This window comes from Arthrobacter agilis (assembly GCF_006494655.1).
Lineage (GTDB): Bacteria > Actinomycetota > Actinomycetes > Actinomycetales > Micrococcaceae > Arthrobacter_D > Arthrobacter_D agilis.
In genome coordinates, this window is the sequence record NZ_VHIM01000004.1 from 250818 (window position 1) to 274743 (window position 23926).

The 23926-nt window shown below is 70.1% G+C and carries 25 protein-coding genes and 2 riboswitches; of the genes, 19 read left to right on the forward strand and 6 right to left on the reverse strand.

Annotated elements, in window-relative coordinates; all coding sequences use genetic code 11:
- Nucleotides 1–23: 23 nt before the first annotated feature.
- Nucleotides 24–848 carry a response regulator transcription factor gene (locus tag FJV46_RS08075; RefSeq protein WP_087028438.1) on the forward strand — a complete coding sequence of 275 codons (825 nt, stop codon included), beginning with the start codon at nt 24–26 and terminating at the stop codon, nt 846–848.
- Here FJV46_RS08075 and FJV46_RS08080 read toward each other — a convergent pair.
- On the reverse strand, nt 845–1243 hold the full coding sequence (locus FJV46_RS08080) for an Hpt domain-containing protein (protein ID WP_087028439.1): 399 nt from the start codon (nt 1241–1243) through the stop codon (nt 845–847). The genes FJV46_RS08075 and FJV46_RS08080 overlap by 4 nt on opposite strands.
- Nucleotides 1244–1455: 212 nt before the next feature.
- Nucleotides 1456–3606, reverse strand: a complete 2151-nt coding sequence (locus FJV46_RS08085) for an MMPL family transporter (protein ID WP_087028441.1) — start codon at nt 3604–3606, stop codon at nt 1456–1458.
- A 100-nt stretch (nt 3607–3706) separates the two neighbouring features.
- Between FJV46_RS08085 and FJV46_RS08090 the strand changes: the two genes are divergently transcribed.
- From FJV46_RS08090 to FJV46_RS08140, 12 genes are all read left to right on the forward strand, one after another.
- The gene (locus FJV46_RS08090; RefSeq protein ID WP_087028443.1) at nt 3707–4189 is read left to right on the forward strand and encodes a MarR family winged helix-turn-helix transcriptional regulator; all 483 of its coding nucleotides are present in this window, start codon (nt 3707–3709) and stop codon (nt 4187–4189) included.
- 28 nt (nt 4190–4217) lie between these two features.
- A complete protein-coding gene (locus tag FJV46_RS08095; protein ID WP_087028445.1) occupies nt 4218–5015 on the forward strand; it encodes a methyltransferase domain-containing protein in 798 nt (265 codons plus the stop codon).
- Nucleotides 5016–5071: 56 nt separating this feature from the next.
- Nucleotides 5072–5239, forward strand: a complete 168-nt coding sequence (locus tag FJV46_RS15205; protein ID WP_158250142.1) for a hypothetical protein — start codon at nt 5072–5074, stop codon at nt 5237–5239.
- A gap of 52 nt (nt 5240–5291) precedes the next feature.
- Nucleotides 5292–5801 carry a low molecular weight protein-tyrosine-phosphatase gene (locus FJV46_RS08100; protein ID WP_087028446.1) on the forward strand — a complete coding sequence of 170 codons (510 nt, stop codon included), beginning with the start codon at nt 5292–5294 and terminating at the stop codon, nt 5799–5801.
- Nucleotides 5802–5824: 23 nt separating this feature from the next.
- A complete protein-coding gene (locus FJV46_RS08105) occupies nt 5825–6442 on the forward strand; it encodes a LysE family transporter (RefSeq protein ID WP_087028447.1) in 618 nt (205 codons plus the stop codon).
- 2 nt (nt 6443–6444) lie between these two features.
- Nucleotides 6445–8517 (forward strand): aminodeoxychorismate synthase component I, encoded by a 2073-nt coding sequence (gene pabB / locus FJV46_RS08110; RefSeq protein WP_232008498.1) that lies wholly within the window; start codon nt 6445–6447, stop codon nt 8515–8517.
- A gap of 298 nt (nt 8518–8815) precedes the next feature.
- Nucleotides 8816–9037: a hypothetical protein gene (locus FJV46_RS08115; protein ID WP_087028449.1), complete on the forward strand. Its 222-nt coding sequence runs from the start codon at nt 8816–8818 to the stop codon at nt 9035–9037.
- Nucleotides 9038–9092: 55 nt separating this feature from the next.
- Nucleotides 9093–9698 (forward strand): GNAT family N-acetyltransferase, encoded by a 606-nt coding sequence (locus FJV46_RS08120; RefSeq protein WP_087028451.1) that lies wholly within the window; start codon nt 9093–9095, stop codon nt 9696–9698.
- A gap of 126 nt (nt 9699–9824) precedes the next feature.
- Entirely contained in the window at nt 9825–10703 is an 879-nt protein-coding gene (locus FJV46_RS08125; RefSeq protein WP_087028454.1) for an aminodeoxychorismate lyase, read from the forward strand.
- A 107-nt stretch (nt 10704–10810) separates the two neighbouring features.
- Nucleotides 10811–10928: riboswitch (SAM riboswitch) on the forward strand.
- A gap of 173 nt (nt 10929–11101) precedes the next feature.
- Complete coding sequence (locus FJV46_RS08130) at nt 11102–12016, forward strand: ABC transporter substrate-binding protein (RefSeq protein WP_087028456.1); 915 nt, start codon at nt 11102–11104, stop codon at nt 12014–12016.
- A gap of 10 nt (nt 12017–12026) precedes the next feature.
- Nucleotides 12027–12797 (forward strand): amino acid ABC transporter permease, encoded by a 771-nt coding sequence (locus tag FJV46_RS08135; RefSeq protein WP_087028459.1) that lies wholly within the window; start codon nt 12027–12029, stop codon nt 12795–12797.
- On the forward strand, nt 12794–13531 hold the full coding sequence (locus FJV46_RS08140; RefSeq protein WP_087028461.1) for an amino acid ABC transporter ATP-binding protein: 738 nt from the start codon (nt 12794–12796) through the stop codon (nt 13529–13531). Before FJV46_RS08135 ends, FJV46_RS08140 begins: the two co-directional genes overlap by 4 nt.
- A gap of 166 nt (nt 13532–13697) precedes the next feature.
- Here the strand turns inward: FJV46_RS08140 and FJV46_RS08145 are convergent, their stop codons facing one another.
- Genes FJV46_RS08145 through FJV46_RS08155 form a run of 3 tightly spaced genes read right to left on the reverse strand, consistent with a single transcriptional unit; the run spans nt 13698 to nt 16587 of the window.
- A complete protein-coding gene (locus FJV46_RS08145) occupies nt 13698–14495 on the reverse strand; it encodes an energy-coupling factor transporter transmembrane component T family protein (protein WP_087028463.1) in 798 nt (265 codons plus the stop codon).
- Nucleotides 14492–15982, reverse strand: coding sequence for an ABC transporter ATP-binding protein (locus FJV46_RS08150; RefSeq protein WP_087028465.1), 1491 nt, complete (start codon nt 15980–15982; stop codon nt 14492–14494). The genes FJV46_RS08145 and FJV46_RS08150 overlap by 4 nt, the downstream gene beginning before the upstream one ends.
- The gene (locus tag FJV46_RS08155) at nt 15979–16587 is read right to left on the reverse strand and encodes an ECF transporter S component (protein WP_087028466.1); all 609 of its coding nucleotides are present in this window, start codon (nt 16585–16587) and stop codon (nt 15979–15981) included. The genes FJV46_RS08150 and FJV46_RS08155 overlap by 4 nt, the downstream gene beginning before the upstream one ends.
- 64 nt (nt 16588–16651) lie before the next feature.
- Nucleotides 16652–16775: riboswitch (TPP riboswitch) on the reverse strand.
- Nucleotides 16776–17025: 250 nt separating this feature from the next.
- On the opposite strand from FJV46_RS08155, the gene FJV46_RS08160 reads away from it, so the two are divergent.
- A complete protein-coding gene (locus tag FJV46_RS08160) occupies nt 17026–17286 on the forward strand; it encodes a DUF4235 domain-containing protein (RefSeq protein WP_087028468.1) in 261 nt (86 codons plus the stop codon).
- Between the two features lie 40 nt (nt 17287–17326).
- Here the strand turns inward: FJV46_RS08160 and FJV46_RS15580 are convergent, their stop codons facing one another.
- Nucleotides 17327–18451 carry an FUSC family protein gene (locus FJV46_RS15580; protein WP_158250143.1) on the reverse strand — a complete coding sequence of 375 codons (1125 nt, stop codon included), beginning with the start codon at nt 18449–18451 and terminating at the stop codon, nt 17327–17329.
- A gap of 214 nt (nt 18452–18665) precedes the next feature.
- Here FJV46_RS15580 and FJV46_RS08170 point away from each other — a divergent pair, with 214 nt between their 5' ends.
- The 5 genes from FJV46_RS08170 to FJV46_RS08190 all read left to right on the forward strand — a co-directional run bounded on the left by FJV46_RS08170 (nt 18666) and on the right by FJV46_RS08190 (nt 23883).
- Nucleotides 18666–19838, forward strand: a complete 1173-nt coding sequence (locus FJV46_RS08170; protein WP_232008499.1) for a cation:proton antiporter — start codon at nt 18666–18668, stop codon at nt 19836–19838.
- A 47-nt stretch (nt 19839–19885) separates the two neighbouring features.
- Nucleotides 19886–20533, forward strand: coding sequence for a 4a-hydroxytetrahydrobiopterin dehydratase (locus FJV46_RS08175; RefSeq protein WP_087028473.1), 648 nt, complete (start codon nt 19886–19888; stop codon nt 20531–20533).
- 16 nt (nt 20534–20549) lie between these two features.
- On the forward strand, nt 20550–22121 hold the full coding sequence (locus tag FJV46_RS08180; protein WP_087028474.1) for an FAD-dependent monooxygenase: 1572 nt from the start codon (nt 20550–20552) through the stop codon (nt 22119–22121).
- Nucleotides 22122–22330: 209 nt separating this feature from the next.
- Nucleotides 22331–23047, forward strand: a complete 717-nt coding sequence (locus FJV46_RS08185; RefSeq protein ID WP_232008500.1) for a GntR family transcriptional regulator — start codon at nt 22331–22333, stop codon at nt 23045–23047.
- A gap of 65 nt (nt 23048–23112) precedes the next feature.
- Complete coding sequence (locus FJV46_RS08190; protein ID WP_087028476.1) at nt 23113–23883, forward strand: SDR family NAD(P)-dependent oxidoreductase; 771 nt, start codon at nt 23113–23115, stop codon at nt 23881–23883.
- Nucleotides 23884–23926: the final 43 nt, after the last annotated feature.

Genomic DNA, 23926 nt, shown 5'->3' on the forward strand with positions numbered 1-23926 from the left:
GCACGCCCGCACAGCCGGCCCCCATGAATAGCCTGCACTCCGACGACCGTCGGGCGGCCATCGTCATCGAGGACGATCTCGATATCCGGAACCTCGTCTGCGCCGTCCTCGAGCAGGGCGGGTTCCGCACCAGCGGCGTCGCGACGGGGCGCGAGGGCGTCGCCGTCGTACGCCAGCAGCACCCCGCCGTCGTCACGCTCGACATCGGGCTGCCGGATATCGACGGACACGAGGTGCTCCGCCGGATCCGTTCGACCACCGACTGCTACGTGATCGTGCTGAGCGGCCGCGGTGACGAGATGGATGTCCTCACCGCCCTGCAGGCAGGAGCCGACGACTACGTCGTCAAGCCGTTCCGGCCCCGGGAGCTGAGGGCCCGGATCGACGCGATGCTGAGGCGGCCCCGTGTGAACCGCGCGGCGGAACCGCACCCCGTGGAACCGGTTGCGGCGGCCGCGGCGGTCGCACCCGGCAACGACGGCGGCACGAACGGCGGCGGCGCTGGCGATGCGCTCTTGCGCAACGGCGAACTCGTGGTGGACGCCGAAGCGCGGATCGCCATGTGCTCCGGCGTCGAGCTGCCGCTCACCAAAACCGAGTTCAACCTCCTCCACGAACTGCTACGGAGCAACGGCGCCGTGCGGACCAAGGAGGAGCTCGTCCGCGTGTCCCGGGGGAGGGACTACCGCGGATACAACTTCGTGAGCAGGACTGACGAGCGAGCCATCGAGGTCCACATCGCCAATCTCCGCCAGAAACTCGGCCGGACCCGGAGTACGCCCGAGGTCATCACGACGGTGCGCGGCGTGGGCTTCCGGATCATGCCGCACAGCGACACCTCCCGCTAGGAGCTCGCGGAATCGGGCCAGAGCCGGAGCATCTCCCCCAGCGTCTCCGTGGCGCAGAGTTGGAGGGGGTCGAGCAAGCGGCGCGCGGCGTCGAGGCCGTCCTCTTCGAGCGCGTGCTGCACGGAGCGTGAGATCCGCTCGAGCCGTACTGCGCCCACCATCGCGGACGACGTCGCGAGGCTGAGCGCGGCGTCCTCGGCTCCTCCCGGGTCGCCGTCGTCGAGCCGCCGCTCGAGGCGCTCCACCCTGGACGGCAGGATGGAGCGGAAGTCGCGGACGAAGCGCACCACGATGGCGGGATCGCCGAAATCGGCATCCATCTCGGCGAGCACGTCCGGAGCCAGGAGCGGCCCCGGCGTCGCATGCTCCCGGCGCCCGGCGGAGGGCGCTGCCATGGCAGCGCAGTCTCGGGGAGGGTGGGGAGTCACAGGAGTCGGCAGGGTGGGCACAGTGCAACGGTAACGACGACGGGCGGCTCCGGAGAACTACCGGCGGGTTCTTGCGCAAAGACTGCGGTATCGATTCCGATCCGCCGTCCGATGGTCATCACGAAGCACCCGCTGTGCTCGCACAGGGCCGGTCCGGCCCGGAGGTGCCGGCTGTGCAGCTAGCGGGGCGAGGGGACCCTGCCGAGCTTCGACGGCCACCAGATCTTCGGCCCGATGTCGTAGGCCAGGGCCGGGATGAGCAGCGAGCGCACCAGCACGGTGTCCAGCAGCACGCCGAACGCCACGATGAAGGCGATCTGCGCGAGGAACAGGATGGGGATGACCCCCAGGGCCGCGAAGGTCGCTGCGAGCACCACCCCGGCCGAGGTGATGACGCCACCTGTGACCCCGAGACCACGCAGGACGCCGGGCCTGGTCCCCAGGCGCAGTGACTCCTCCCGCACTCGCGTCATGAGGAAGATGTTGTAGTCGACGCCCAGCGCCACGAGGAACACGAAGGCGAAGAGCGGCACCGAGGCATCCGCCCCCTCGAACCCGAACAGGTTGTTGAACACCAGGGCCGAGACGCCGAGTGCCGTCGCGTTGGAGAGGGCCACGCTGGCCACGAGCAGCACGGGCGCCAGGATCGAGCGCAGCAGGATGATGAGGACCACGAGGATCACCACCAGCACGATCGGGATGATCTTCACGAGATCGGCGAGCGCGGTGTCGTTCGTGTCGATGGCCACGGCGGTCACGCCGCCCACGAGCGCGTCGGGGCTTGCCTCGTCGAGGGCCGTCCTGAGCTCACGCACCACGTCCTCGGCCTGATCGGAATCGGCCTGGTACTCGAGCGTGCCGCTGATGAGCACGCGTCCGTCCTCGACGATCACGGCGCCGCCCGGGTCCGCCGTCAGGGTCGCGTCCGCGATACCGTCCTGCGTGTTCACGACGTCGAGCGCAGCCGCCTGCTCGGCCTCCGGTGCAACGACGTACACGGGACTTCCCGACCCCGCATCGAAGTGCCGGCCGAGTGCCTCCTGGCCGTCCACGGCGTTGGAGGGCGTGAGGATCAGGGCGGATTGCGGGACACCGTTCGCCTGCAGCTGGGTGAGGCCGAGGGCGCCCGCGACGAGGATGAGCAGCGACGCGATCCAGAGGACGCGGGGGCGGCGCGCCACCTGCAGCGCCACACGCTTCCAGATCCCCGAGAGCCGCTCCAGGCCCGTTTCGGCGCCGGCCGCGGTCGGTGCGGCGTGCCTGCCGTGGTGGGGGGCGACGGCGACGGCCAGCTCGGGATCGTAGCGCGGGCGCAGCGGCCAGAACGCGGCCCGGCCGAACAGCAGGAGGAGGGCCGGGAGGAGGGTGAGTGCGGCAGCCAGGGAGAACACGATGCCGATGGCCGCGATGGGCCCGAGGCTCTTGTTCGAGTTGAGGTCGGAGAAGAGCAGGCAGAGCAGCCCGAGGATCACGGTGGCGCCGGATGCCAGGATGGGCTCGACCGATCCGCGGTACGCGGCGCGCATCGCCTCCCACGTCGTCTCGTGCTCGGCGAGCGCCTCGCGGAACCGCGCCACCAGCAGCAGCGCGTAGTCGGTGGCGGCACCGATGACGAGGATCGAGAGGATCCCCTGGCTCTGCCCGCTCAGCTGGATCCAGTCGAGCTTCGCGAAGGCGAAGACCAGCAGGATGGACGTCGCCAGGGCGAACACCGACGTCAGGAGGACGAGGAAGGGCAGGACCACCGAGCGGTAGACCGCGAGCAGGATGACGAAGACCGCGCCGAGGGCTACGCCCAGCAGAATGCCGTCGATCCCTCCGAAGGCCTCCACGAGATCATTGGTGAAGCCGGCCGGACCCGTGACGTAGCCCGTGACGCCGTCAGGTAGCTCGTCGCCGAGGACCTGCCGCAGTTCGGTGACCACCTCCGCCAGTTCCGCGTCGGAGGAGACGAACGCGATGTACTGCACGGCGAGGCCGTCCTCCGAGGGGATGGGCCCTGCAACGGCAGGAGCGCCCTCGGCGGGCGGCTCGAGGCCTTCGACCTGACCGAGAGTGTCGCCGAGCTCCTCGTAGGGTCCCAGGTCCCGGGGCGGGATGACCGTGTCCGACTCCGCCACGATGACCGCCGGGATGGCATCGGAATCGCTGAACCGCTGCTGCAGTTCGCCGGCCTCCGTCGACTCGGCACTCGCGGGCAGGAACGAGGCCTGGTCGTTGCTCGACACCTCCTCGAGCCGGCCGAACGTCGGGCCGCCCACAGCAGCGCCGACCAACCAGATCAGGACGACGACGACGGGCAGCAGGACCCTCAACCACGTACTTCTCATGAACTTCCACGCCTTTCCGATGTTATCTCTACAGCAGAGTATATCTATCATGGAGATAATAGGAACGAGCCTAAGCTGGAGGAAAGAAGGCGAGGGAACGATGGCGGCACGGGAAGAACTCATGGCACTCATGCGCCAGTTCACCGTCGAGGCGGACCGGTACGTCGACGTCGCGAGCGACCGCGACAGCCTCTACCGCACCGATCTCCATGCCCTCAGCATCATGATGGGCGCAGCCCGGGCCGGTCTCACCGTCACACCGGGCCTGCTCCGCGAGGAGCTGAACCTGAGCTCACCGGCCACGACGGCCCTCGTCGACCGGCTCGACTCCGCGGGTCACGTCACCCGGCGACGCAGCGACGTCGACCGCCGGCAGGTCCACCTCGAGATGACGGACAAGGCGCGGACCACCGGCGCCATGCTCTTCGCCCCGCTGGCGCGCCACATCAACGGCGCCCTCGACCGGTACACGGACGCGGACCTGACGCTGCTCCGCGACATGATGCAGGACGTGACGGACGCGACCATCGCCGCGAAGATGGAGGCGCAGAACGACGCGCGGGACGGGGACGACGCAGACTGAGAAGCCTCTCCCGCGCTACTCTCCCACCATGAGCGACGAGGTCTACTCCCACGGCCATCACCCGAGCGTCACGGCAGCCCACGCGATCCGCACGGTCGCGACATCGGCTGCGTATCTGGAACCCCTCCTCGAGAGCGGCATGGACCTCCTGGACGTCGGCTGCGGACCGGGCAGCATCACAGCGGGATTCGCCGGTATCGTGGCGCCGGGCTCCGTCCTCGGCGTCGACAGTTCGGCCGACGTCCTCGCCCAGGCGGCCGACGAACACGCCGACGTGCTGAACGTCGAGTTCCGCGAGGGCAATGTCTACGACCTGGACGCCGCCGACGAGTCCTTCGACGTCGTCCACGCCCACCAGGTCCTCCAGCATCTCGCCGATCCCGTCGCCGCGCTCCGCGAGATGCGGCGCGTCGTGCGGCCGGGCGGCCTCGTCGCCGTCCGTGAAGCGGATTTCGGCGCCATGACCTGGTTCCCGGCCATCGAGGAACTCGATGCCTGGCGGGACCTGTACGGCCGCCTCGCCCGGGGCAACAGGGGCGAGCCCGACGCCGGCCGCCGGCTCCCGGGCTGGGCGGCAGCGGCAGGCTTCACGGACGTCGAGGTGTCGTCGTCGAACTGGACCTACGCCTCCGGCGAGGACCGCCGTTTCCTCGCCGGCTCCTGGGCGGAGCGCGTGCTGCACTCGGCCTTCGCGACGCAGACCCTCGAACGCGGACTCGCGGACCAGCGGACCCTCGAACGCCTGGCCGAGGGCTGGAACCGGTGGGCGCGGTGTGACGACGGCATCTTCCTCATGCCGAGCGTCGAGATCCTCGCGCGGAACTGAGCGCTGCAGGCGCGTCGGGCTGGAGATCCGGTCGCGACGCCGGGGATACTGGAACCATGAAGTCCGTACTCGTGCTCCTGGCCGTCATCGCTCTCGTCCTCCTGGTCATCGGGGTGGCCGTCGAGACCCTGAAGTTCCTGCTCTACGTGGGCCTGGTGGTCCTCGTCGGTGCGGCGGTGATGCTCCTCGTGCAGCGCGCGCGCTCGGGGACCGGCAGCCGCTAGGACCCTCCACCGCGCCGCAGCGCAACCGGCGGGGCGCCGCTAGGCTGGCGGGATGTACCGCATCGTCACCGTCTGCACAGGCAACATCTGCCGCTCCCCCATGGCCGAACTCATGCTCACCCGGGCCTTCAGCGAGGCGGGCATGGCGGAGGAGGTCGTGGTGGACTCGGCAGGCACCACGGGCTGGGAGGCAGGCAGGCCGATCGACGAGCGTGCGGCCGCCAAGCTGACCGAGCTCGGCATCGAGAGCCACCTGCACCGCGCCCGCCAGTTCGAACCGTCGTGGTACCGCGAACGGGATCTGGTTCTCGCGCTCGACCTCGACCACTACCGCGAGCTGCGGACGGCTGCGCCCGACGCCGATACGAGGGACCGGATCCACCTGCTGCGCGAATTCGATCCCACGACCACGGACACCGACCTCGAGGAGCTCGGGATCTACGATCCCTGGTACGGGGATGCCCGTGACTTCGAGGCCACCTGGACCCTGGTGGCCGGGGCCGTGGACGGGGTGGTCCGCTTCGTGCGCCACGAGCTCGACGCCGACGGTTCGGACGGCTGAGTCGCGGCCCTTACCATGAACGGGTGAACCCCTCCCTCTGGCTGGCGCTCCTCGGCGCCGGAACGCTCATCAGCTTCGTCCCCGGAGCCGGTGCCGTGAACACCATGAGCAACGCGCTGGCGGTGGGCTTCCGCCGGTCCATCTACGGGATCCTCGGTCAGCAGGCTGCGCTCCTGGTGCACATCGGCGTTGCCGCGGCCGGGGTCGGGATCCTCGTCACGAACTCGCCCCTGGCGTTCAACCTCATCCGCTATGCCGGTGCCGCCTACCTCGTGTACCTCGGCGTCCGGAAGTTCCTGCAGCAGCCCGAGCACAGCGAGGTCAGGGCGTCGCAGGCCGCCGAGACCGCCCTCTCGATGTTCCGCCGTGGCCTGTGGGTGAATCTCCTCAACCCGAAGGCCATCGTCTTCTTCCTCGCCCTGATCCCCCAGTTCATCCGCCCCGACCAGCCCCTGCTGGGCCAGTACGGCATTCTGGCCGCCACCGTCATCGCCGTCGACCTGCTGGTGATGTGGTTCTTCTACGCCGGGACCGCCCGCTCGTTCCGCCGCTTCACGCAGCACGATCGCGGGCAGGTGCTGCTCAACCGGACCTTCGGATCGCTCTTCGTGGGCGTCGGCGCCATCCTCGCCCTGGCCTGATCGTGCCACCCGACGCGCCCCTCCTCATCGCCGTCGACGGCCGCTCCGGCGCAGGCAAGACGACCCTCGCCCTCGAACTCGCCGCGCTCCTCCGCGAGCACCACAGCGTCAGCGTGTTCCACCTCGAGGACATCTACCCTGGATGGGACGGACTGGCAGCGGGTACAGCGCGCTACGTGGACCGCGTCCTCCTCCCGCTCCGCGCAGGCAGGCCCGCGCTGTGGAACGCGTGGGACTGGATCGAGGGACGCGACGGCCCCGACCGCACGACGGCGGTCGCGGAGATCGTCCTCCTGGAAGGGGTCGGCGCGGCAGCGGCGGCGGCCCGGGGGCACCTCGATGCCGTCCTCTGGGTGGAGGCCGACGCCGCGGTACGGCACCGCTCCGCCCTGCGACGCGACGGCGACAGCTACGCACCCTTCTGGCAGCGGTGGGCCGACCAGGAGGCCTCCTGGCTCGCCGGCGACGACCCCCGCGGAGCAGCTGACGTCGTCGTGCAGGGCCACGCGGGCGCGTCCTCCCCGCACGCCGTGCTCCTCGCGCTCACCGCCCTGCCCTCCTGTGCGGCGCTCCTCGCCCCGGAGCGCGCAGCACGCCGCGGCCTGACGGTGGACTGCGAGCGCCTGAACGTATCCCCTGACCCCGCTGCGCTCTACGCCACGCTCTACGGGGAGTCGCCGGCGGCCGTGTGGCTCGACAGTTCGGACGCCGCCCTGGCGCACCGGCTCACCGACGGACGGAGCCGGTTCAGCATCATGGGCGACGACGGCGGCTCCTACGGCCAGCAGGCCCTGCACCGCGACGGCGTCACGGAGATCACGGCGAAAGCCGTGACCACGCGCATCCGCGAACCGTTCTTCCGGTGGCTCGACGACGTCTGGGGGCGTCGGGCCGTCCGGCTGCCCGAGGGTTTCGACTGCGGTTTCGGGCTCGGCTGGCTGGGCTATCTGGGGTACGAGCTCAAGCGGGAGACGGGAGGCAGGTCCTCACCGGCGCCGGACCAGGCCCTTCCCGACGCCGCGCTCGTCTTCGCCGGGCGTGCCGTGGTGGTCGATCATGCGCAGGGCGCGGTGTTCCTGCTGACGCTGACCGACGGGCGGCAGGATCCGGAGCGCGAGGAGTGGCTCGCGAAGGCACGCGAGGCCGTCAGGGCTCCGGGCGGACCGCCGCCGTCGTCGCCCCTGCCCCTGCCCCTGCCCCGCTTCACAGCACGCGACACCCGCGGGGGTTACCTGGCGAAGGTCCGGCGCGCCCAGGCGGAGATCGCCGAGGGCAACACCTACGAGGTGTGCCTCACGACCTCGCTCTCCGCGGACGTGGAGCGGTTCGACCCCCTGCAGGCCTACCTCCGGCTCCGTACCACCAGCCCGGCACCGTTCGCACATCTCCTCCGCTTCCCGGGCTTCGCCGTCGCGAGCACCTCACCGGAGCGGTTCCTGCGGGTCACCGCCGACGGCGCCCTGCGCGCGGAACCCATCAAGGGCACCCGGAGGAGGGCCGCGGACCCGCGCGAGGACGCCGGCCTGCGCGAGGACCTGAGGACGTCCCCGAAGGACCTCGCCGAGAACATCATGATCGTCGATCTCCTGCGGAACGATCTCTCGCACCACGCGATACCGGGTTCCGTGACCGTCAGCAGGCTGTGCGACATCGAGACCTACGCCACCGTCCACCAGATGGTCAGCACGATCGATGCCCGGCTCCGGCCCGGGCGCGCGCGAGCCGCAGTACTCGCGTCCGCCTTCCCGGCCGGGTCGATGACGGGCGCGCCGAAGATCAGCACCATGGCGATCCTCGACGGCCTGGAGGGGCTGCCGCGCGGCCCCTACTCCGGAGCAGCCGGCTATTTCAGCCTCACGGGCGCCAGCGATCTCGCCGTCGTCATCCGCACGCTCGTGCTGCAGGAGTGCGACGGCGCAACGCGTCTGACGCTCGGGGTGGGCGGCGCCATCACCGCGGACTCCGATCCCGAGGACGAGTGGGACGAGGTGCGGACGAAGGCGCGGGGCGTCCTCTCGGCGCTGGGGGCGGAGTTCCCGCACGACCGGACGTCCGCCCCCGCAGCCCGAGCTTGAGGCAAAAATGACCTGGAAGCGAGCAAAGCCGACGGGTTGGGCCGTCACAGTGGAAGCAGGCAATCGAAGAACTGGACACGTCCGCGTTCCTTCCCTTGGCTACATCGATGCGCGTGCGCGGACGTGGGGCTCTGCCCCCGGAGGTCAAGAAGAGGCCTCCCGGGGCCGATCTCGGACTCGGCACGTGCAGGCCGCTCCCTGTCGCCGCCGAAACGCAACGTCTTTCAGCCTCTTCACCGCTTGTTCACAGCCGTACGCGGCAGGGTGACACTGGGAGCAACGACGCAAAGGAGTCATCATGAGTGCAGGCCACCTCGACCGGATCGTCGCGGCGCGGTCCAGCAGCGCAGCCGATGGTACGGACCTCTCCACGGACCCCTTCCCCCTGACGGAACTGCAGATCGCCGCAGCGTCCGCCGTGAGCAGTGGTGAATCCCTGGCCGTCGTAGCGGCGATGGCGGATCTCCCGGCGCTGGCGGTCCTCGACGCCGTCGACGCCCTCCAACCCCACAGCAGCTGATCTCCGCTCGCGGGCGGGCTGCTCCAGGAGCCGCGTGGGCCGCTAGGCTCGCCCCATGACCGCCCTCCTGCCGATCACGCTGCACGGCACGCGCGTGGTCCTCGAACCGCTGGCACACGAGCACCACGACGGCCTCGTGGCGGCGGCCCGCGACGGCGACCTGTGGAATCTCTGGTACACCTCCGTGCCCGAGCCCGACGCCATGGAGCGGGAGATCGGACGACGCCTCGACCTCCAGGCCGCGGGGTCCATGCTGCCGTTCATCATGCGGACGGTCGACGACGAAGGGAACGCGGGCAGGATCATCGGCATGACCACGTACATGAACATCGACCGGGACACCCCGCGCGTCGAGATCGGCTCCACGTGGAACGCCCGCTCCGCACAGCGCACGGGCACCAACACGGAGTCCAAGTATCTGCTGCTGCGCCACGCCTTCGAAGTGATCGGGTGCCCCGCCGTCGAGATCCGCACCCACGTCCTGAATCATCAGTCCCGCGCGGCCATCGAGCGCCTGGGCGCGAAGCAGGACGGCATCCTGAGGAGCCACACCCGGTCACGGGACGGTGCGCTGCGCGATACCGTCGTGTACTCGGTCCTCGCCCACGAATGGCCGATGGTGCGGGAGGGTCTGCTGCACCGCTCGGCCCGGTACGCGTAGGAACCCGGCGACTTTCGGCGCATCCACGCCAAACCCGCGGCAGCGCGTCAGAGCCGGTGAGCGGCTCCCGCGGGTTTGACAGCCCGGCTCGGCGGTCCGGGCCGGGGGGCGGCTACGCTGTGAGCCATGACTGTTCTCGTGTTCCTCGACCCGGCCCACGACGACGGCCGCCTGGTCGACGCCACCCAGCCCCAGCTCCTGGCCACCGACCTCGGCGCCACCCGCGGGGACGGCATCTTCGAGTCGATGCTGGCCGTCGACGGTACCCCCCGCAAGGAGCAGGCCCACCTGGACCGGCTGGCGTCGTCGGCCGCCGCCCTCGACCTGACCGTGCCGGGCGCCGACGCGTGGAGCCGCGCGATCCGCACGGGCCTCGGCGCGTTCGCGGAAGCCGAACCCGACCGCACGCACGCCGTCGTGAAGCTCGTTGCCACGCGGGGCGTCGAGGGTGCCGGGCAGGCAACCGCGTGGGTGCAGGTGGCGCCCGTACCCGCCGCGACCCTCGCCCAGCGTGAGGCGGGGCTGAAGGTCCTCTTCCTGGAGCGCGGTTACGACAGCACGGTCGCGCAGCGCGCCCCCTGGCTACTGATGGGCGCCAAGACGCTCTCCTACGCGGTCAACATGGCAGCCATCCGGTACGCCAAGGCACAGGGCGCCGACGACGTCATCTTCACGTCCTCGGACGGCAAGGTGCTGGAGGGGCCCACCTCTACCGTCCTCCTCGCGTACGACCGCGACGGACGCAGGACGCTCCTCACTCCTCAACTGGAGAGCGGCATCCTCGCCGGCACCTCGCAGAGCGCGCTCTTCGTAGCGGCGAAGGAACAGGGCTGGGAACTCGGCTACGGCCCGCTGGAACCGCACCACCTCCTCGAGGCCGATGCCGTCTGGCTCATCTCGAGCATCAGGCTGCTCGCGCCCGTGCTCTCCCTCGACGGCCAGGAACTCCGGACCTCCGCGGCCCTGACCGCCGAACTGACCGGGCTCGTGGAGCGATTCGTGTAATCTCCGCCACACAACACGCCCTGAACGGCCGATTACTACGTCAAACACCACTTTTCGACGTCCTGCGTTTTGACCGCGGTCTCCGCCCTGCCTTAGCGTTTTCCTGAAATCAAGAGTTCCAGCCATCGGCCCTGGCCGGCTGGACAGCAACCCTCTCCCGTAGTGGGGTGCTCCAGGTGAAGATTCGGCCGCCGGGACAAGTCCCCCGGTTGGCAAGTACGGCGTCGTGCGGCATGTCCCGGGAGATCGCCCGGCAATGGCGGCCGCCCCGACGCGCACAGCCCAGAACAGTGAGCGTGTCACCCAGCAGCCAGCAGTCCTCCTCCCTGCCGCACTCCGGCGTCTCCCACCCTCATCCCGTGCGCCCGAAACCCGGGCCAGCTTCGAAGAAGGACCCCATGACCCTTTCCCGCACACTCCTCGCAACCCTCGCCGTCCCCCTGCTCGCACTGACCGTGTCCTGTGGCAGCTCCAGCAGCGAACCGGCGCAGCCCACCGACGCCCTTGCCGGCAGCGACCAGGAATCGCTCGACAAGTACACGACCGAGGACACCACGCCGATCGAGGAGATCGACACCGACGAACTGGATCTGATCACCGACGGAACCCTCCGGGTCGGCACCCTCTCGGACGCACCCCCGAACATCTTCCTCGAGGACGGCGTCTTCACCGGCTACGACAACGAGCTGCTGCGGGCCGTCGGTGACAAGCTGGGCCTCGAGGTCGAGTTCGCCTCCACCGACTTCTCGGCGCTCCTGGCCCAGGTGCAGAACAAGCAGTTCGACGTGGGCTCCTCGTCGATCTCCACCACCGAGGCCCGCCGCGAGAACGTCGGCTTCACCAACGGCTACGACTTCGGCTACATGGCCGTCGTCACGAAGGACGGGTCCTCCGTGAGCGGCTTCGACTCCCTGTCGGAGAGCACCCGGATCGGCGTGGTCCAGGGCACCGTCCAGGACGACTACGTCACCAACACGCTGGGCCTCGAGCCCGTGCGCTTCCCCGACTACAACACGGTGTTCGCGAACGTGAAGAACGGACAGGTGGACGCCTGGGTAGCCCCCTCGCAGCAGGCCACCGGCCAGGTGAAGGAGGGTGACGGCACCACCATCGCCGAGACGATCATCAACACGGAGAACTTCACGGCGTACGCCGCCAACAGCGACAACCAGCCGCTGATCGACGCTCTCAACGCGGGCCTCGACGCCGTGATCGCCGACGGCACCTGGACCGAGCTCACCCAGGAGTGGTACCCGGACCGCGAGCTGCCCTCCGACTGGAAGCCCGGCAGCAAAGCCGTGGACGTAAAGTAGCAGGTCCTGCATGGATGCCTTCGAACAGCTCGGCAAAACCTTCTTCGACTGGGAGGCCATGGTCGCCGTCCTGCCGGATCTCCTGACGGTCGGACTGCCCAACACCCTCCTCCTCGCTCTCGCCTCGGGGATCATCGGCACGATCGCCGGCATGATCCTCGCCATCATGGGGATCTCGCGGAACCGGGTCCTCCGCTGGATCGCCCGGATCTACACGGACATCTTCCGCGGCCTCCCCGCCGTCGTGATCATCCTGCTCATCGGGCTCGGGCTCGGTCCGGTCCTCCGGGAGATCACGGGCAGCACGAGCCCCTACCCCCTGGGCATCCTCGCGCTGTCGCTGATCGCCTCGGCCTACATCGGCGAGATCTTCCGGTCAGGCATCCAGAGTGTGGAGAAGGGCCAGCTGGAGGCGTCGCGCGCACTCGGCTTCAGCTACGGCTCCTCCATGCAGCTCGTGGTGGTGCCCCAGGGCGTGCGGCGCGTTCTGCCCGCCCTGGTCAACCAGTTCATCTCACTCATCAAGGAGTCCTCGCTCATCTACTTCATCGGCCTCGTCGCCAGCGAACGGGAACTCTTCCGGGTGGGTAACGACGCCGCGAGCAACACGGGCAACCTCTCGCCGCTGATCGCGGCCGGGGTGTTCTACCTGTGCCTGACCATTCCGCTGACGCACCTCGTGAACTTCATCGACACGCGGTTGCGCGTGGGCAGGAAGCAGAAGCCGGAACCGGATGATCCGGCCGCGATGATCCCGACCAGCGGAGGAGTGAGGGCATGAAGACCATCGAATCGGGCACGCTGACCGGCAAGGGCCTGCATCTCTCATTCGGCACCAACCGCGTGCTCCGCGGTATCGACCTGCACGTGGAGCGGGGAACGACGGCGTCGGTCATCGGCCCGTCCGGCTCCGGCAAGTCCACGCTCCTGCGCGTCCTCAACCGGCTGATCGAGCCGGATCAGGGCGACATCCTGCTGGACGGCAGATCCGTCCTGAAGGACAACCCCGACGAGCTGCGCCGGCGCATCGGCATGGTGTTCCAGCAGTTCAACCTCTTTCCGCACAAGACCGTCCTGGACAACGTCTCCCTGGCCCTGCGGAAGCTCCGCAGAATGTCCGCCGAGGAAGCCCGCGAGAAGGCCCTGGCACAGCTGGACCTCGTGGGGCTCAGGCACAAGGCGGACGCCCGGCCGGGAAATCTCTCCGGCGGGCAGCAGCAGCGTGTGGCGATAGCCCGCGCCCTGGCGATGGACCCCGAGGTCATGTTCTTCGACGAGGCGACGTCCGCGCTGGACCCCGAGCTCGTCAAGGGTGTCCTGGCACTCATGGCCGACCTCGCGTCAGCCGGGATGACGATGGTGGTCGTGACCCACGAGATGGGCTTCTCACGGAACGTCTCGGACACCGTGACCTTCATGGACGGCGGCGTCGTCGTCGAGTCGGGTCCTCCCGCCTCGATCTTCGATGATCCGCAGACCCCGCGGCTGCGCTCGTTCCTCTCGGACGTGCTCTAGCACCGGAAGCCCGGACCCGGTCCACGTACCGGGTCCGGGGACTTTCGACCCGAGGACCGCACATTCGGCGGCGCGCCGTCCGGGACACGCAGTTCCGGCTCCTGAAGCCCCCGACGCCGGTACTTCGAGGCCCCCGACGGCGGCACGTCGCCACGGGACGCCCGGATCAACCGAGGATGAAGTTCCACGTGCCGGCCAGGACCGCCGCCGTCACCGCGCCGACGGCGACGAGGAGTCCGACGACGGCGATACCGGCGTCAAGCAGGGAATAGGTGCTCTCCCGCGCCCACGTCCGTGTACCGGCACCGAATCCGCGCGCCTCCATCGCCGTCGCCAGCCGGGTGGCCCGTCGGATGGCCTGCACGATCAGGCCGAAGGACTGCCCGAGGAGATTGCGGGTCCGCGCGAGCGCGGACCCGTCGGAGCCGACACCGCGGGCATGGCGCGCCAGCCCCAGCGAGTCCCACTGCTCCACCAGCAGGCCCACGAGCCGCAGTGAGGCGAGAGCGCCGAGTACGAACCGGGACGGAAGGCGCAGCTTCTGCGCGAGTGCGTCGGCGAGATCGGTCGGGTCGGTGGTCAGCAGGATGAAGATGCCCGGCAGGGCGAGTGGCAGCCCGCGCAGCCCGACGGCGATGCCCGCGGCCACCGAGCCCTCCGTGAACAGGAACGGCCCGACGTCGAGCAGCACCCCACCCGTCTTCTCGGCGAGCAGCGCCGTTCCGTAGGCGCCGATCAGGGCCGCGACGAGCAGCGGCCAGATCCGCCGGGCGAGGCCGATCACGCTGATGCCGAGCAACGGCATGAGAGCCAGTTCACAGGTGAGCGCCACCGCCGCGCTGACCCAGTCGATGCTCGCCATGAGGGCGAGCGTGATGACCACGGCCGCGAACAGTTTGGACACCGGGTTGGCCCGCAGGAGAGTCCTTCCCGTCAGGACCGGGGTGAGGTAGTCGGTACTCATCGGGACACCAGCCGCCCCGCTCCGTCGGCGATGTGCAGGGTGGCCCCACCGAGTGCGCGGATGAAATCGGTGTCGTGCGTCACCGACAGCACGGCCACGCCCTCCCTCACCAGTTCACGCAGGAGCGTGACGAGCTCGGCCCACGTGAGCGCGTCCTGACCGAAGGTCGGCTCGTCGAGGATCAGGAGGCGCGGCGCGGTGGCGAGCATCGTGGCGACCGACAGCCGGCGCTTCTCACCGCCGGACAGCGTGAAGGGATTGGCGCCCAGCAGATGCGTGAGGCGGAGCCGCTCGGCGAGTTCCGCGATGCGCGGGGAATCCGGAGCGCCGACCTGCCGCGGCCCGAACGCCAGTTCCTCACCGACGGTCGCCGTCAGGAACTGGTGTTCGGGCTCCTGGAACACGGTACCGATGCGCTGCACGAGATGGGCAGATCTCCACCGGAACGGGTCCGGTCCCGCTGCGCCGGCCAGGAGCGCAGACGCTTCCAGCGTCCCGGCTCGCGGACGCAGCAGACCGCCGATCGTCAGCGCAGCCGTCGACTTCCCCGCACCGTTGGGTCCGGTGATGCTGAGCGCCTGCCCCGCGCTGACCGTCAGCGAGAGGTCCTCGACGACGGCGCGCCCCCGCCTCGACCGGGCGACGGACAGGCTGCGCGCGGAGAGGAGGCCCTCGCCCCCGGCGTCCGTCGGCAGCGTGCCACCCACGGCAGGCTGCCGGCCGGGCACCCACACGCCCGCCTCCGCGAGCCGGCTCCGCGTCTGCTCCTGCACGAGCACGGTGCCCGGCGGGCCGTCCGCGAGGATTCCGCCGCCGGCGTCCAGCACGATCACGCGATCCACGACGTCGGCCCAGACCGCGACGCGGTGCTCGACGACCACGAGGGTGGCCCCGGTGCGCTCGAGGACCCGGACCACGGCGTCGCGGACCTCGAGGACTCCGGCCGGATCGAGATTGGCGGTGGGTTCGTCCAGCAGCAGCAGGCCGGGTTCCATCGCGAGGACGGCGGCGAGCGCGAGCCGCTGCTTCTGCCCGCCGGAGAGGGCGGTGGTGGGGTGGTCGAGGGGGAGGTCCAGGCCGACGTCGTCGAGCGCGCGCCCCACCCGCCTCCAGATCTCCTCGCGCGGGACGGCGAGATTCTCCGCGGCGAAGGCGACCTCGTCGCCCACGCGGGCCAGGACCACCTGCGTCTCCGGGTCCTGCAGGACGAGTCCTGCTCGTCCCCGCGCCGCCGCTGGGGGGACGCCGTCGAGCAGCAGGTCGCCCTCCTGCTCGCCCTCGTCGCTGGTGCCGAGCACTCCGGCCAGCGCATGCAGCAGCGTGGACTTCCCCGCACCGGAGGCTCCCAGCAGCAGCACGCGCTCTCCCGGTGCGATCCCGAGGTCGACCTGCCGTGCGGCGAACGCCTTCCTGCCTGCGTGCCGCCAGCCCCACTCCCGCGCGCGGACCTGCACGGCGCGCCGGAGGGGCGGGTGCACTGCCGTCACACGTCCGCCGTGCGACCGGCGGCGAAGGAGGACAGCACTCCGGTCCGCGCGAGTCCGCGCATGGCGAGCCAGGACAGCAGCCCCGCGATGACGATGCCCGAGACCGCCGCGAACACGACGTACAGGAGCTTGAACTCGATGGTCCAGAGCGCCTTGTAGAGGATGTTCTCGCTGATGCCGAGCGCCAGGCCCGCGCCGAGCCCTGCGAGCAGCGCCACCGGGAGGTTCCACTTCCGGTAGAGGAAGAGCAGGAAGACGAGTTCCGCACCGACGCCCTGGATGGCGCCCGAGAGCAGTACGCCCACGCCCCACTGGGTCCCGATGAGCGCGGACACGGCTGCCGCGAGCATCTCGCAGTAGATCGCCGCGCCGGGCTTGCGGATGATCAGGCCACCGAGCACACCGGCGATGAGCCACCCGCCCGAGTACAGCCCGGCCAGCGGCGGGAAGCCCGCCGTGAGCAGGCTGATGCCGGAGTAGCCGGCGGACCAGGCGAAGAACAGCACTCCGACGGCGACGGCGATGACCGAGGCCACGACGATGTCGACGACGCGCCACTGGTTGGTCCGGGGAGAGGTGCCCGCAAGGGTTGTTGATGATGCCATGGTGATTCCTCCTGAGGTACAGGAGGGGATAGTGCGGCGCGGTGCGATGCACACAGCGCGCGAGCACTCTGAGAACTCGACTCCCTTCGCCGGTACTAGCCGGATCAGGTTCGAGGGTCTGCGGCTGTCCGCACTCTCAGCGCCCGATCCGCAGCGTGCTGCGGGTCGGCGCTCCCCTGTCGTTTGTTGGTTGAGCGCTACCGATCCTACACCCGTTTGTTGGTTGAGCGCTACCGATCCTACACCGGGGTACCCGGCGGAGCATCAGGAAGAACCTGGCAGCTCGTGCGGCACGAGGAGGGCTCGGTCCCGACCAGGTGGAGCTCGCCCTCGTGGAACTGATCGAGCCCCTGCTGGCCGTCACCTCGATAGCCCCTGCGGAGCCCGGCCGTCCGCCGCTAGGGTAGGTACAGGACCACCGGACGAGAAGGAGAAACCATGAACGTCGTGTTCAAGCTGCTCGGAGTAGGAATGAGCGTGGGGGCGGGCTTCGTCGGCACCAAACTGGTCGACTTCCTGTGGGAGAAGATCACGGGCGAGGCACCCCCGAAGAGCAAGGACGGGCTGGAGAACACGCTGCGCTCGGCCCTCGTCTTCGCCATCATCTCCGGAGCGGTGAGCACCACCATCCAGGTGCTCACCAACCGCTCCACGCAGAAGGCGATCGAGCGCTTCGCGAAGACCCGCGACCTCACCTGAGCGTGTCCGGCGCCGGCAGCGACAGCCGGCGCCGGCGCAGCTACTCGCCGTCCTTCAGCCGCAACTCCGGGGTGACGGCCTGGAGGATGCGATGCAGGCTCATCGCGATCGCCGCGGATGCGCCGAACGGCACCTCCCGGGACGACGCATCGTAGGCAGCCGCCCCCAGATCACGCAGGGCGCGCTCCGCCGTTGCGAGCATGACGGCGTCGTCCTCCTCCACCGTCCACAGGTCCAGCACATCGCCGACGGCGGTGAACGCGGACTGGAGGGGCGTGCGGACCGAATCCGGCAGGGGCCGCTCGCGCGACGTCCCGTGCAGGGCATCCTGCAGGAGATTGGTGATGTTCAGGGTGTGCGAGGCGACCACCTCGAGGACCTCGACGTGCCGGTAGTCCTCCCTGACGTCACGGGGGTGGAAGCGCCGCCGGACATTGCCCTTGCGGCTCTCGTCCGCGTACTGCAGGGCGCTCCGTGCGTTGCGGGCCGACGCGGAGAGGCTGTCCCGCAATTCCGCCCAGCGCGCGTCGTCCTCCTCCCAATCCTCGTCGAGCGCCTGGCCCATCTGCTGCAGCTCCCGCGCCGCCGTCCGTCGGAGCTGGCTCATCTGGCCGACGGCGTCGTTGAGGTGCAGAGGCGGGAAGATCAGGGCGCTCACCGCGAGACCGACCCCCACACCGACCAGCGTCTGCACGAGGTAGCCCAGGGAGTAGCCGAGGTTCTCGTTCCCGATCACGAGGACGAAGAGCCCGGCCGACGCGATACCCGAGCCGCCGCCCGCCGTGCGCCTGAGGGCCCCGCCCAGCAGCACACCCGCCCCGACGACGAACGCGATGGTGATCCAGTCGGGATCACCGGCCCAGACGGCCAGGTAGGCGAGCACGATGCCGACCGTCAGTCCGACCACGGTCTGCAGTCCGAGCTTGAGGGTGCCCGAGACCGTGGGGTACATCGCGAGGAGGGCGCCGAGCGGCGCGTAGTACGGGTACTCCGACGGTGTTCCCGGGATGGCCAGCGCGATCGTCCAGGCCAGCGCGGCCGCGAGGGCAGCTTTCCCGGCAAGCAGGAGCTGCGGGTGGAAGGCGGCCGCGCGCAGGCGGCCCTTCAGCTCGGGGTCGAGGCGTGCCGCCGGAACACGACGCCCTGGAATCCGGTTGTGGGACATCCCCGCAGTATCGCACCAGGCCGGCGGACCGAACGCCTCGGGTCCGTCGCGGAGCACCGGCGTTTCCGCCACTAGCCGCCCGCAGCCTCGGTTTCCAGTCGGCGGCGCGATTCTCCTGCGCTTGTCGCAGGCGGCGTCGAGCGATATATCGTCGACGGGAAGATTCGGAAGAACCTTCCGCTGCTCCGCGTCCCAGACTGCGAAAGGGTTCTCCGTGACGTCCGCCCTCCTCCTGAGCTTCGCCGTCGTCCTCCTCATCGGGGTCCTCATCTCCGAACGGGCGAGCCGCACCATCCTCTCGACCGCCGTGCTGTTCCTGGTCGCCGGCTTCGTCCTCGGCGAGGGCGTCCTCGGGGTGGTTCCCGTCGCCTCGGGCGACGCCGTCGTCTCGACGCTCGCGGAACTGGCCCTCTTCTCCGTCCTGTTCACCGACGGGATGAGGGTGGGGTGGCAGGATCTCCGGCAGGCCTGGCGGCTGCCGGGGCGGGCCCTCCTCCTCGGGCTCCCCCTGACGCTCGTCGTCACGGCGGTCCTCGCTCACTTCGTGGCCGGCCTCCCCTGGCTCGAGTCGTTCCTCCTCGGCGCGGTTCTCGCCCCGACGGACCCGGTCTTCGCCTCCGCCATCGTGGGTCGCAAGGAGGTACCGGGGAAGCTGCGCCACCTCCTGAATGTCGAATCGGGGGTCAACGACGGCCTCGCCCTGCCGATCGTCCTGGTGCTGCTGGCGGTCGCCGGGGGAACGGACACCGAGGGGCTGAACCTCGGGGTGGAGATCCTCCTCGGCATCGTGGTCGGTGTCGTCGTCCCGCTCGTCGTGATCGCCCTGGACCGCCTGCCCTTCCTGAAGGCGGAGAGCAAGCTCCAGCCGCTCCTGACCGTCGCCATCGGCCTGCTCGTGCTCGCGATCTGCACGGCCACCCACGCCAACCTGTTCCTCGGCGCCTTCGCCGCCGGCATCACCGTGGCCACGCGGGGCCCCGAGTACCGCCACGAGTTCGAGCAGTTCGGCGAGCTGGTGACCGAGCTGCTCAAGCTGGCGGCGATCCTCGTGTTCGGCGCGCTCATCACACCCGCGTTCCTCTTCCAGGAGATCCCGTTCCTCGGCTGGGTCTTCGCGGTGCTCGCGCTCGTCGTCGCCCGCCCTGCCGCTCTCCTCGTCTCCTTCATCGGCGCCAACCTCCCGAGGAGCCAGCGCGCGGCCGCCATGTGGTTCGGGCCCAAGGGGTTCGCCTCAGTGGTCTACGGGCTGCTGGTCCTCGAATCGGGTATCGACCAGGCGGACTACATGTTCCACCTCGTGGGCCTGGTGATCGTCCTGTCGATCCTCGCCCACTCCTCGACCGATGTCGTGATCGCGAAGAAGCTGGACGACGGGATGCCGCGCTGAGCGGCCTCCCTCTTTCCCCCCGCCCCGCGCCGGACGATACTGGCGGCATGAGCATCCTCACCACCCCGCAGATCCTCGACGCCGGTCTCGAGGACTGGCGTCCGCTCGCCCAGGCCCTGCACACACGCTTCCTGACGCGTGACTTCACCACGGGTCTCGCGCTCGTCTCCGCCATCGGTGCGCTGGCAGAGGAGGCGGGCCACCACCCGGACCTCACCCTGACGTATCCGCACGTCGACGTGAAGCTCATGAGCCATGACTCCTCGGGCATCACGGAGCGGGACACCGACCTCGCGCACCGCATCAGCGCCCTCGCGCACGAGCGCGGCATCCTCGCCGACGCCTCCGCTCCCACGGTCCTCGAGCTCGCGCTCGACACCGCCGACTCAGCAGGCATCGGCCCGTTCTGGGCTGCGCTGCTGACGGGAGACCCCGGAGCCCTGCACGGCGACGACGTCGTCGATCCCACGGGGCGCGTCCCACTCCTGTGGTTCCAGCACACCGACGCGCACGCGACTCCCCGCCAGCGTTTCCACCTCGACGTATGGGTGCCGCACGACGTCGCGGGTGCGCGGATCGACGCCGCCGTCGCCGCCGGCGGGACGGTGGTCGACGACGCCGGGGCGCCGTCGTTCACGGTCCTCGCGGACACGGACGGGAACCGGGCATGCGTCTGTACGGCCCTCGGTCGCTGAGGCGGTCCGCGCGGAGATGACACAGCGCCAGGAGCCGGAGGAGGAGGTCACCGACGTCCTGGTGGTCGGCGCCGGGCCTACCGGCCTCATGCTCGCCAACTGGCTCGTGAAACTCGGTGTCGACGTCACCCTGGTCGACGCGAAGGACGGGCCGACGAGCGAGTCCCGGGCGCTCGGGGTGCATTCGCGGTCCATGGAGCTCTACGACCAGCTCGGCGTCGTCGACGCCGTCCTCGATCAGGCGGTGCGCGTGGAGTCGATGCGGCAGGGTTTCGGCCGCACCGCGTTCGCGCCCATCCCACTCACCGGGCTGGGACGCGGCATCACGCCCTACCCCGGGATGTACACGCTCGAACAGAGTGCCAACGAGCGGATCCTCGCTGCCCACCTCGGAGCGATCGGCGGATCGGTCCGCTGGCGGCACCGCCTCGTGTCGCTGGGCAGCGCGGACGGCGGGCAGCTCGCGCACGGGGACGGGCCGACGGGCCCGTGGACCATCCGGGCGCGCTACGTGGTCGGCTGCGACGGCGCCTCGTCGACGGTCCGCGCGCTCATCGGCACGGCCTTCGAGGGCACCACCAGTCGCCGTACCTTCTATCTCGTCGACGCGGTGGGAGTGCACGGACTCGCCCCCGCATCCGTCAACATCCGGCAGGGCGCCACCGAGTTCCTCCTCGCCTTCCCGATGCAGCCCGACGGCGAGGGGAGGAACGGGCAGCGCCTCATCGGGATCGCGGCGGACGACGACGCCCCGGCCGTGACGGAGGATTTCGCCCGGGCGCGCCTCGCGGAGGCCTTCGGCGTCACCTATGAGAGCTCACGCTGGTTCACCACCTACCGCGTCCACCACCGCATCGCCGCGCACTTCCGCACCGGTCCGGTGTTCCTCGCGGGGGACGCCGCCCACGTCCACTCGCCGGTCGGCGCCCAGGGGATGAACACCGGCCTGCAGGACGCCCACAATCTCGCCTTCACTCTCGCCGACGTGATCCTCCGCCATGCTCCGGAGCGTGTCCTGGACCGCTACGAAACGGAGCGGCGGCCCGTGGCGCTCCACCTCCTCCGGACCACCGACGTCCTTTTCCGGGGCATCACATCACGCTCCCGCCCGGCAACGCTGGTGCGCCGGTACGTGCCCCGGCTCGTGCTGCCGCTGGGCGTCGCCGTCCTGCCGCATCTGCCGCTCGGCAGGCGCCTCGCGGGCTACCTCGGGCAGATCCGCATCCGGTACCGCATGCCGGGTATGCCCGATGCGCCCGGCGGCCGCCGGAGGGACGCCGTCGTCGGCCGGCGTCTCCCCTGGACGGGCGGGAATGTCGAGGTACTCCGCGACGCGTCCTGGCAGGTGCACGCGTACGGAGCCCCGGCCGATGCCGTCGCGCAGGCGGCTCAGGCGGCGAGCGAGCTCGGCCTGGCCCTGCACGTGTTTCCGTCGGTCGGCAGCACGCGGCTCCGGACCGGGAGGCTCTATCTCGTCCGGCCCGACGGCTTCGTGGCGGCGGCCGCGGGGAGCACGGACGTCCGGCGTGTCTTCCGCGCAGCACTCGCGGAGCAGGCTCCCCATCTGCTCCCCGCTCCGGGCCGATGACGCACGTCGGTCGCGAGGCTGCCCGGCGCCACCTGCCCGGAGGCCGCTCCGACACCCGGCTGCACGCCGAAGCCGGGTAATCTACGGGGGTAGTGCCTGTCCTGGCCTGCTGACGCATCGTCCCCGACGGCGTCGGCCTGCCCCCAGTCGATCGGCGCACGATCCGGCCGCTTGCGAGGGCCATTCGGGACAAGACGTTGGAGTTGGCAGTGACAGCAGGGGTTCCTGACCGTTCGATACCGGACATCGACCGCCGGGGGCTCCGTGACCAGGTGTACGACCGCATCCTCGACATCCTCCTGTCGAGCGAGATGGAGCCGGGCGCGCGGCTGTCCATCGACACCGTCGCCCGGCAGCTGAAGGTCTCGCCGACTCCTGTGCGGGAAGCCATGGTGCAGCTCGAACGGACGGGACTCGTGACGAGGGAGGCCTTGAAGGGTTACCGCGTGGCGCCGCCACTCGTCAGGGAACAGCTGGACGAACTGTTCGAGGCGCGGATCATGCTCGAGGTCGAGGCCGCCCGGCTGGCCGCCCCCAGGGCGTCGACGTTGCTCCCGGAGCTGCGGCGCGCCCACGAGCATCACCACGTGATGGGCGAGCGCGTCACGGAAGCGATGCGGAGCGGCAGTGTCCCGATCCCCACGATCCACGACTACTTCACCGCCGACAACGCGTTCCACCTCGTTATCTTCAGGGCCACGGGCAATCGCTACGTACAGGACATGTATGCCGATCTCGGTGCCCTGACGCACCGCATGCGCCAGGCCGTGATCAGGGGAACCAACGACGTCTCCGAAGCTGCAGCCGAGCACCGGATCATCATCGAGGCCTTCGCGGGCGGTGACCTGACCGCTCCCGTGAGGGCACTCCGGCAGCACATCGAGGGTGTCCGCGCCCGCTCGCTGAGCGATTCGCCCCCGGACTGACGTCCGCCCCGCCGCTCCTATAGGATTCGACGCAACGCCGTCCACCCTTCCCAAGGAGTACTCCCGTGGCACCAGCATTTCCCGACTCACGGTCCGTCATCCTCACCGGCGCAGCGTCCCCCCGCGGGATCGGCCGCGCGTCCGCCCACTACCTCGCCGGCCTGGGGTGGAACATCGGCATCATCGACCTCGACGACGCCGCGGCGAAGGCGGTGGCCGAGGAGATCGCCGCCGAGCACGGCGTGGTCGCGGCCGGCGCCGGCGCGAACGTGGCGCGGGAACCCGAGGTGCGCGCGGCGTTCGACAGCCTCGAGGCGGCGCTGCCGCAGGTCGTCGCCCTCGTGAATCTCGCGGGCGTCTCGAGCCCGGTGCCCTACCTCGAGGTGACCTCCGAGGAGTGGGAGCGCGTGATGGGCATCAACATGAACGGCGTGCACTATGCGACCCGCCGTGCCGTGGAATCCATGGTCGAGAACGGGGTGGGGCGCGTGGTGAACCTGTCCTCCGTCTCGGCGCAGCGCGGGGGCGGCACCTTCTCGAAGACGGTGTACTCCGCCGCGAAAGCCGGTGTCATCGGGTTCACGCGTTCGGTGGCCCGGGAGCTCGGCCACGCGGGGATCACGGTGAACGCGATCTCGCCCGGCCCCATCGACACGGACATCATGGGGGGCACCCTCACCGAGGAGCGCAAGACCGCCATGGCGGCCGACGGCGTCCTGCCGCGTATCGGGACGCCGCGGGACATCGCCGCCGCGATCGCGTACCTCATCAGCGAGGACGCGGGTTTCGTGACGGGCCAGACGCTGAACGTCGACGGCGGCCTCTACATGCACTGACGCGCCACCGGGGCTAAGAGGGGGCCGCCGGTGGGGCGATCGG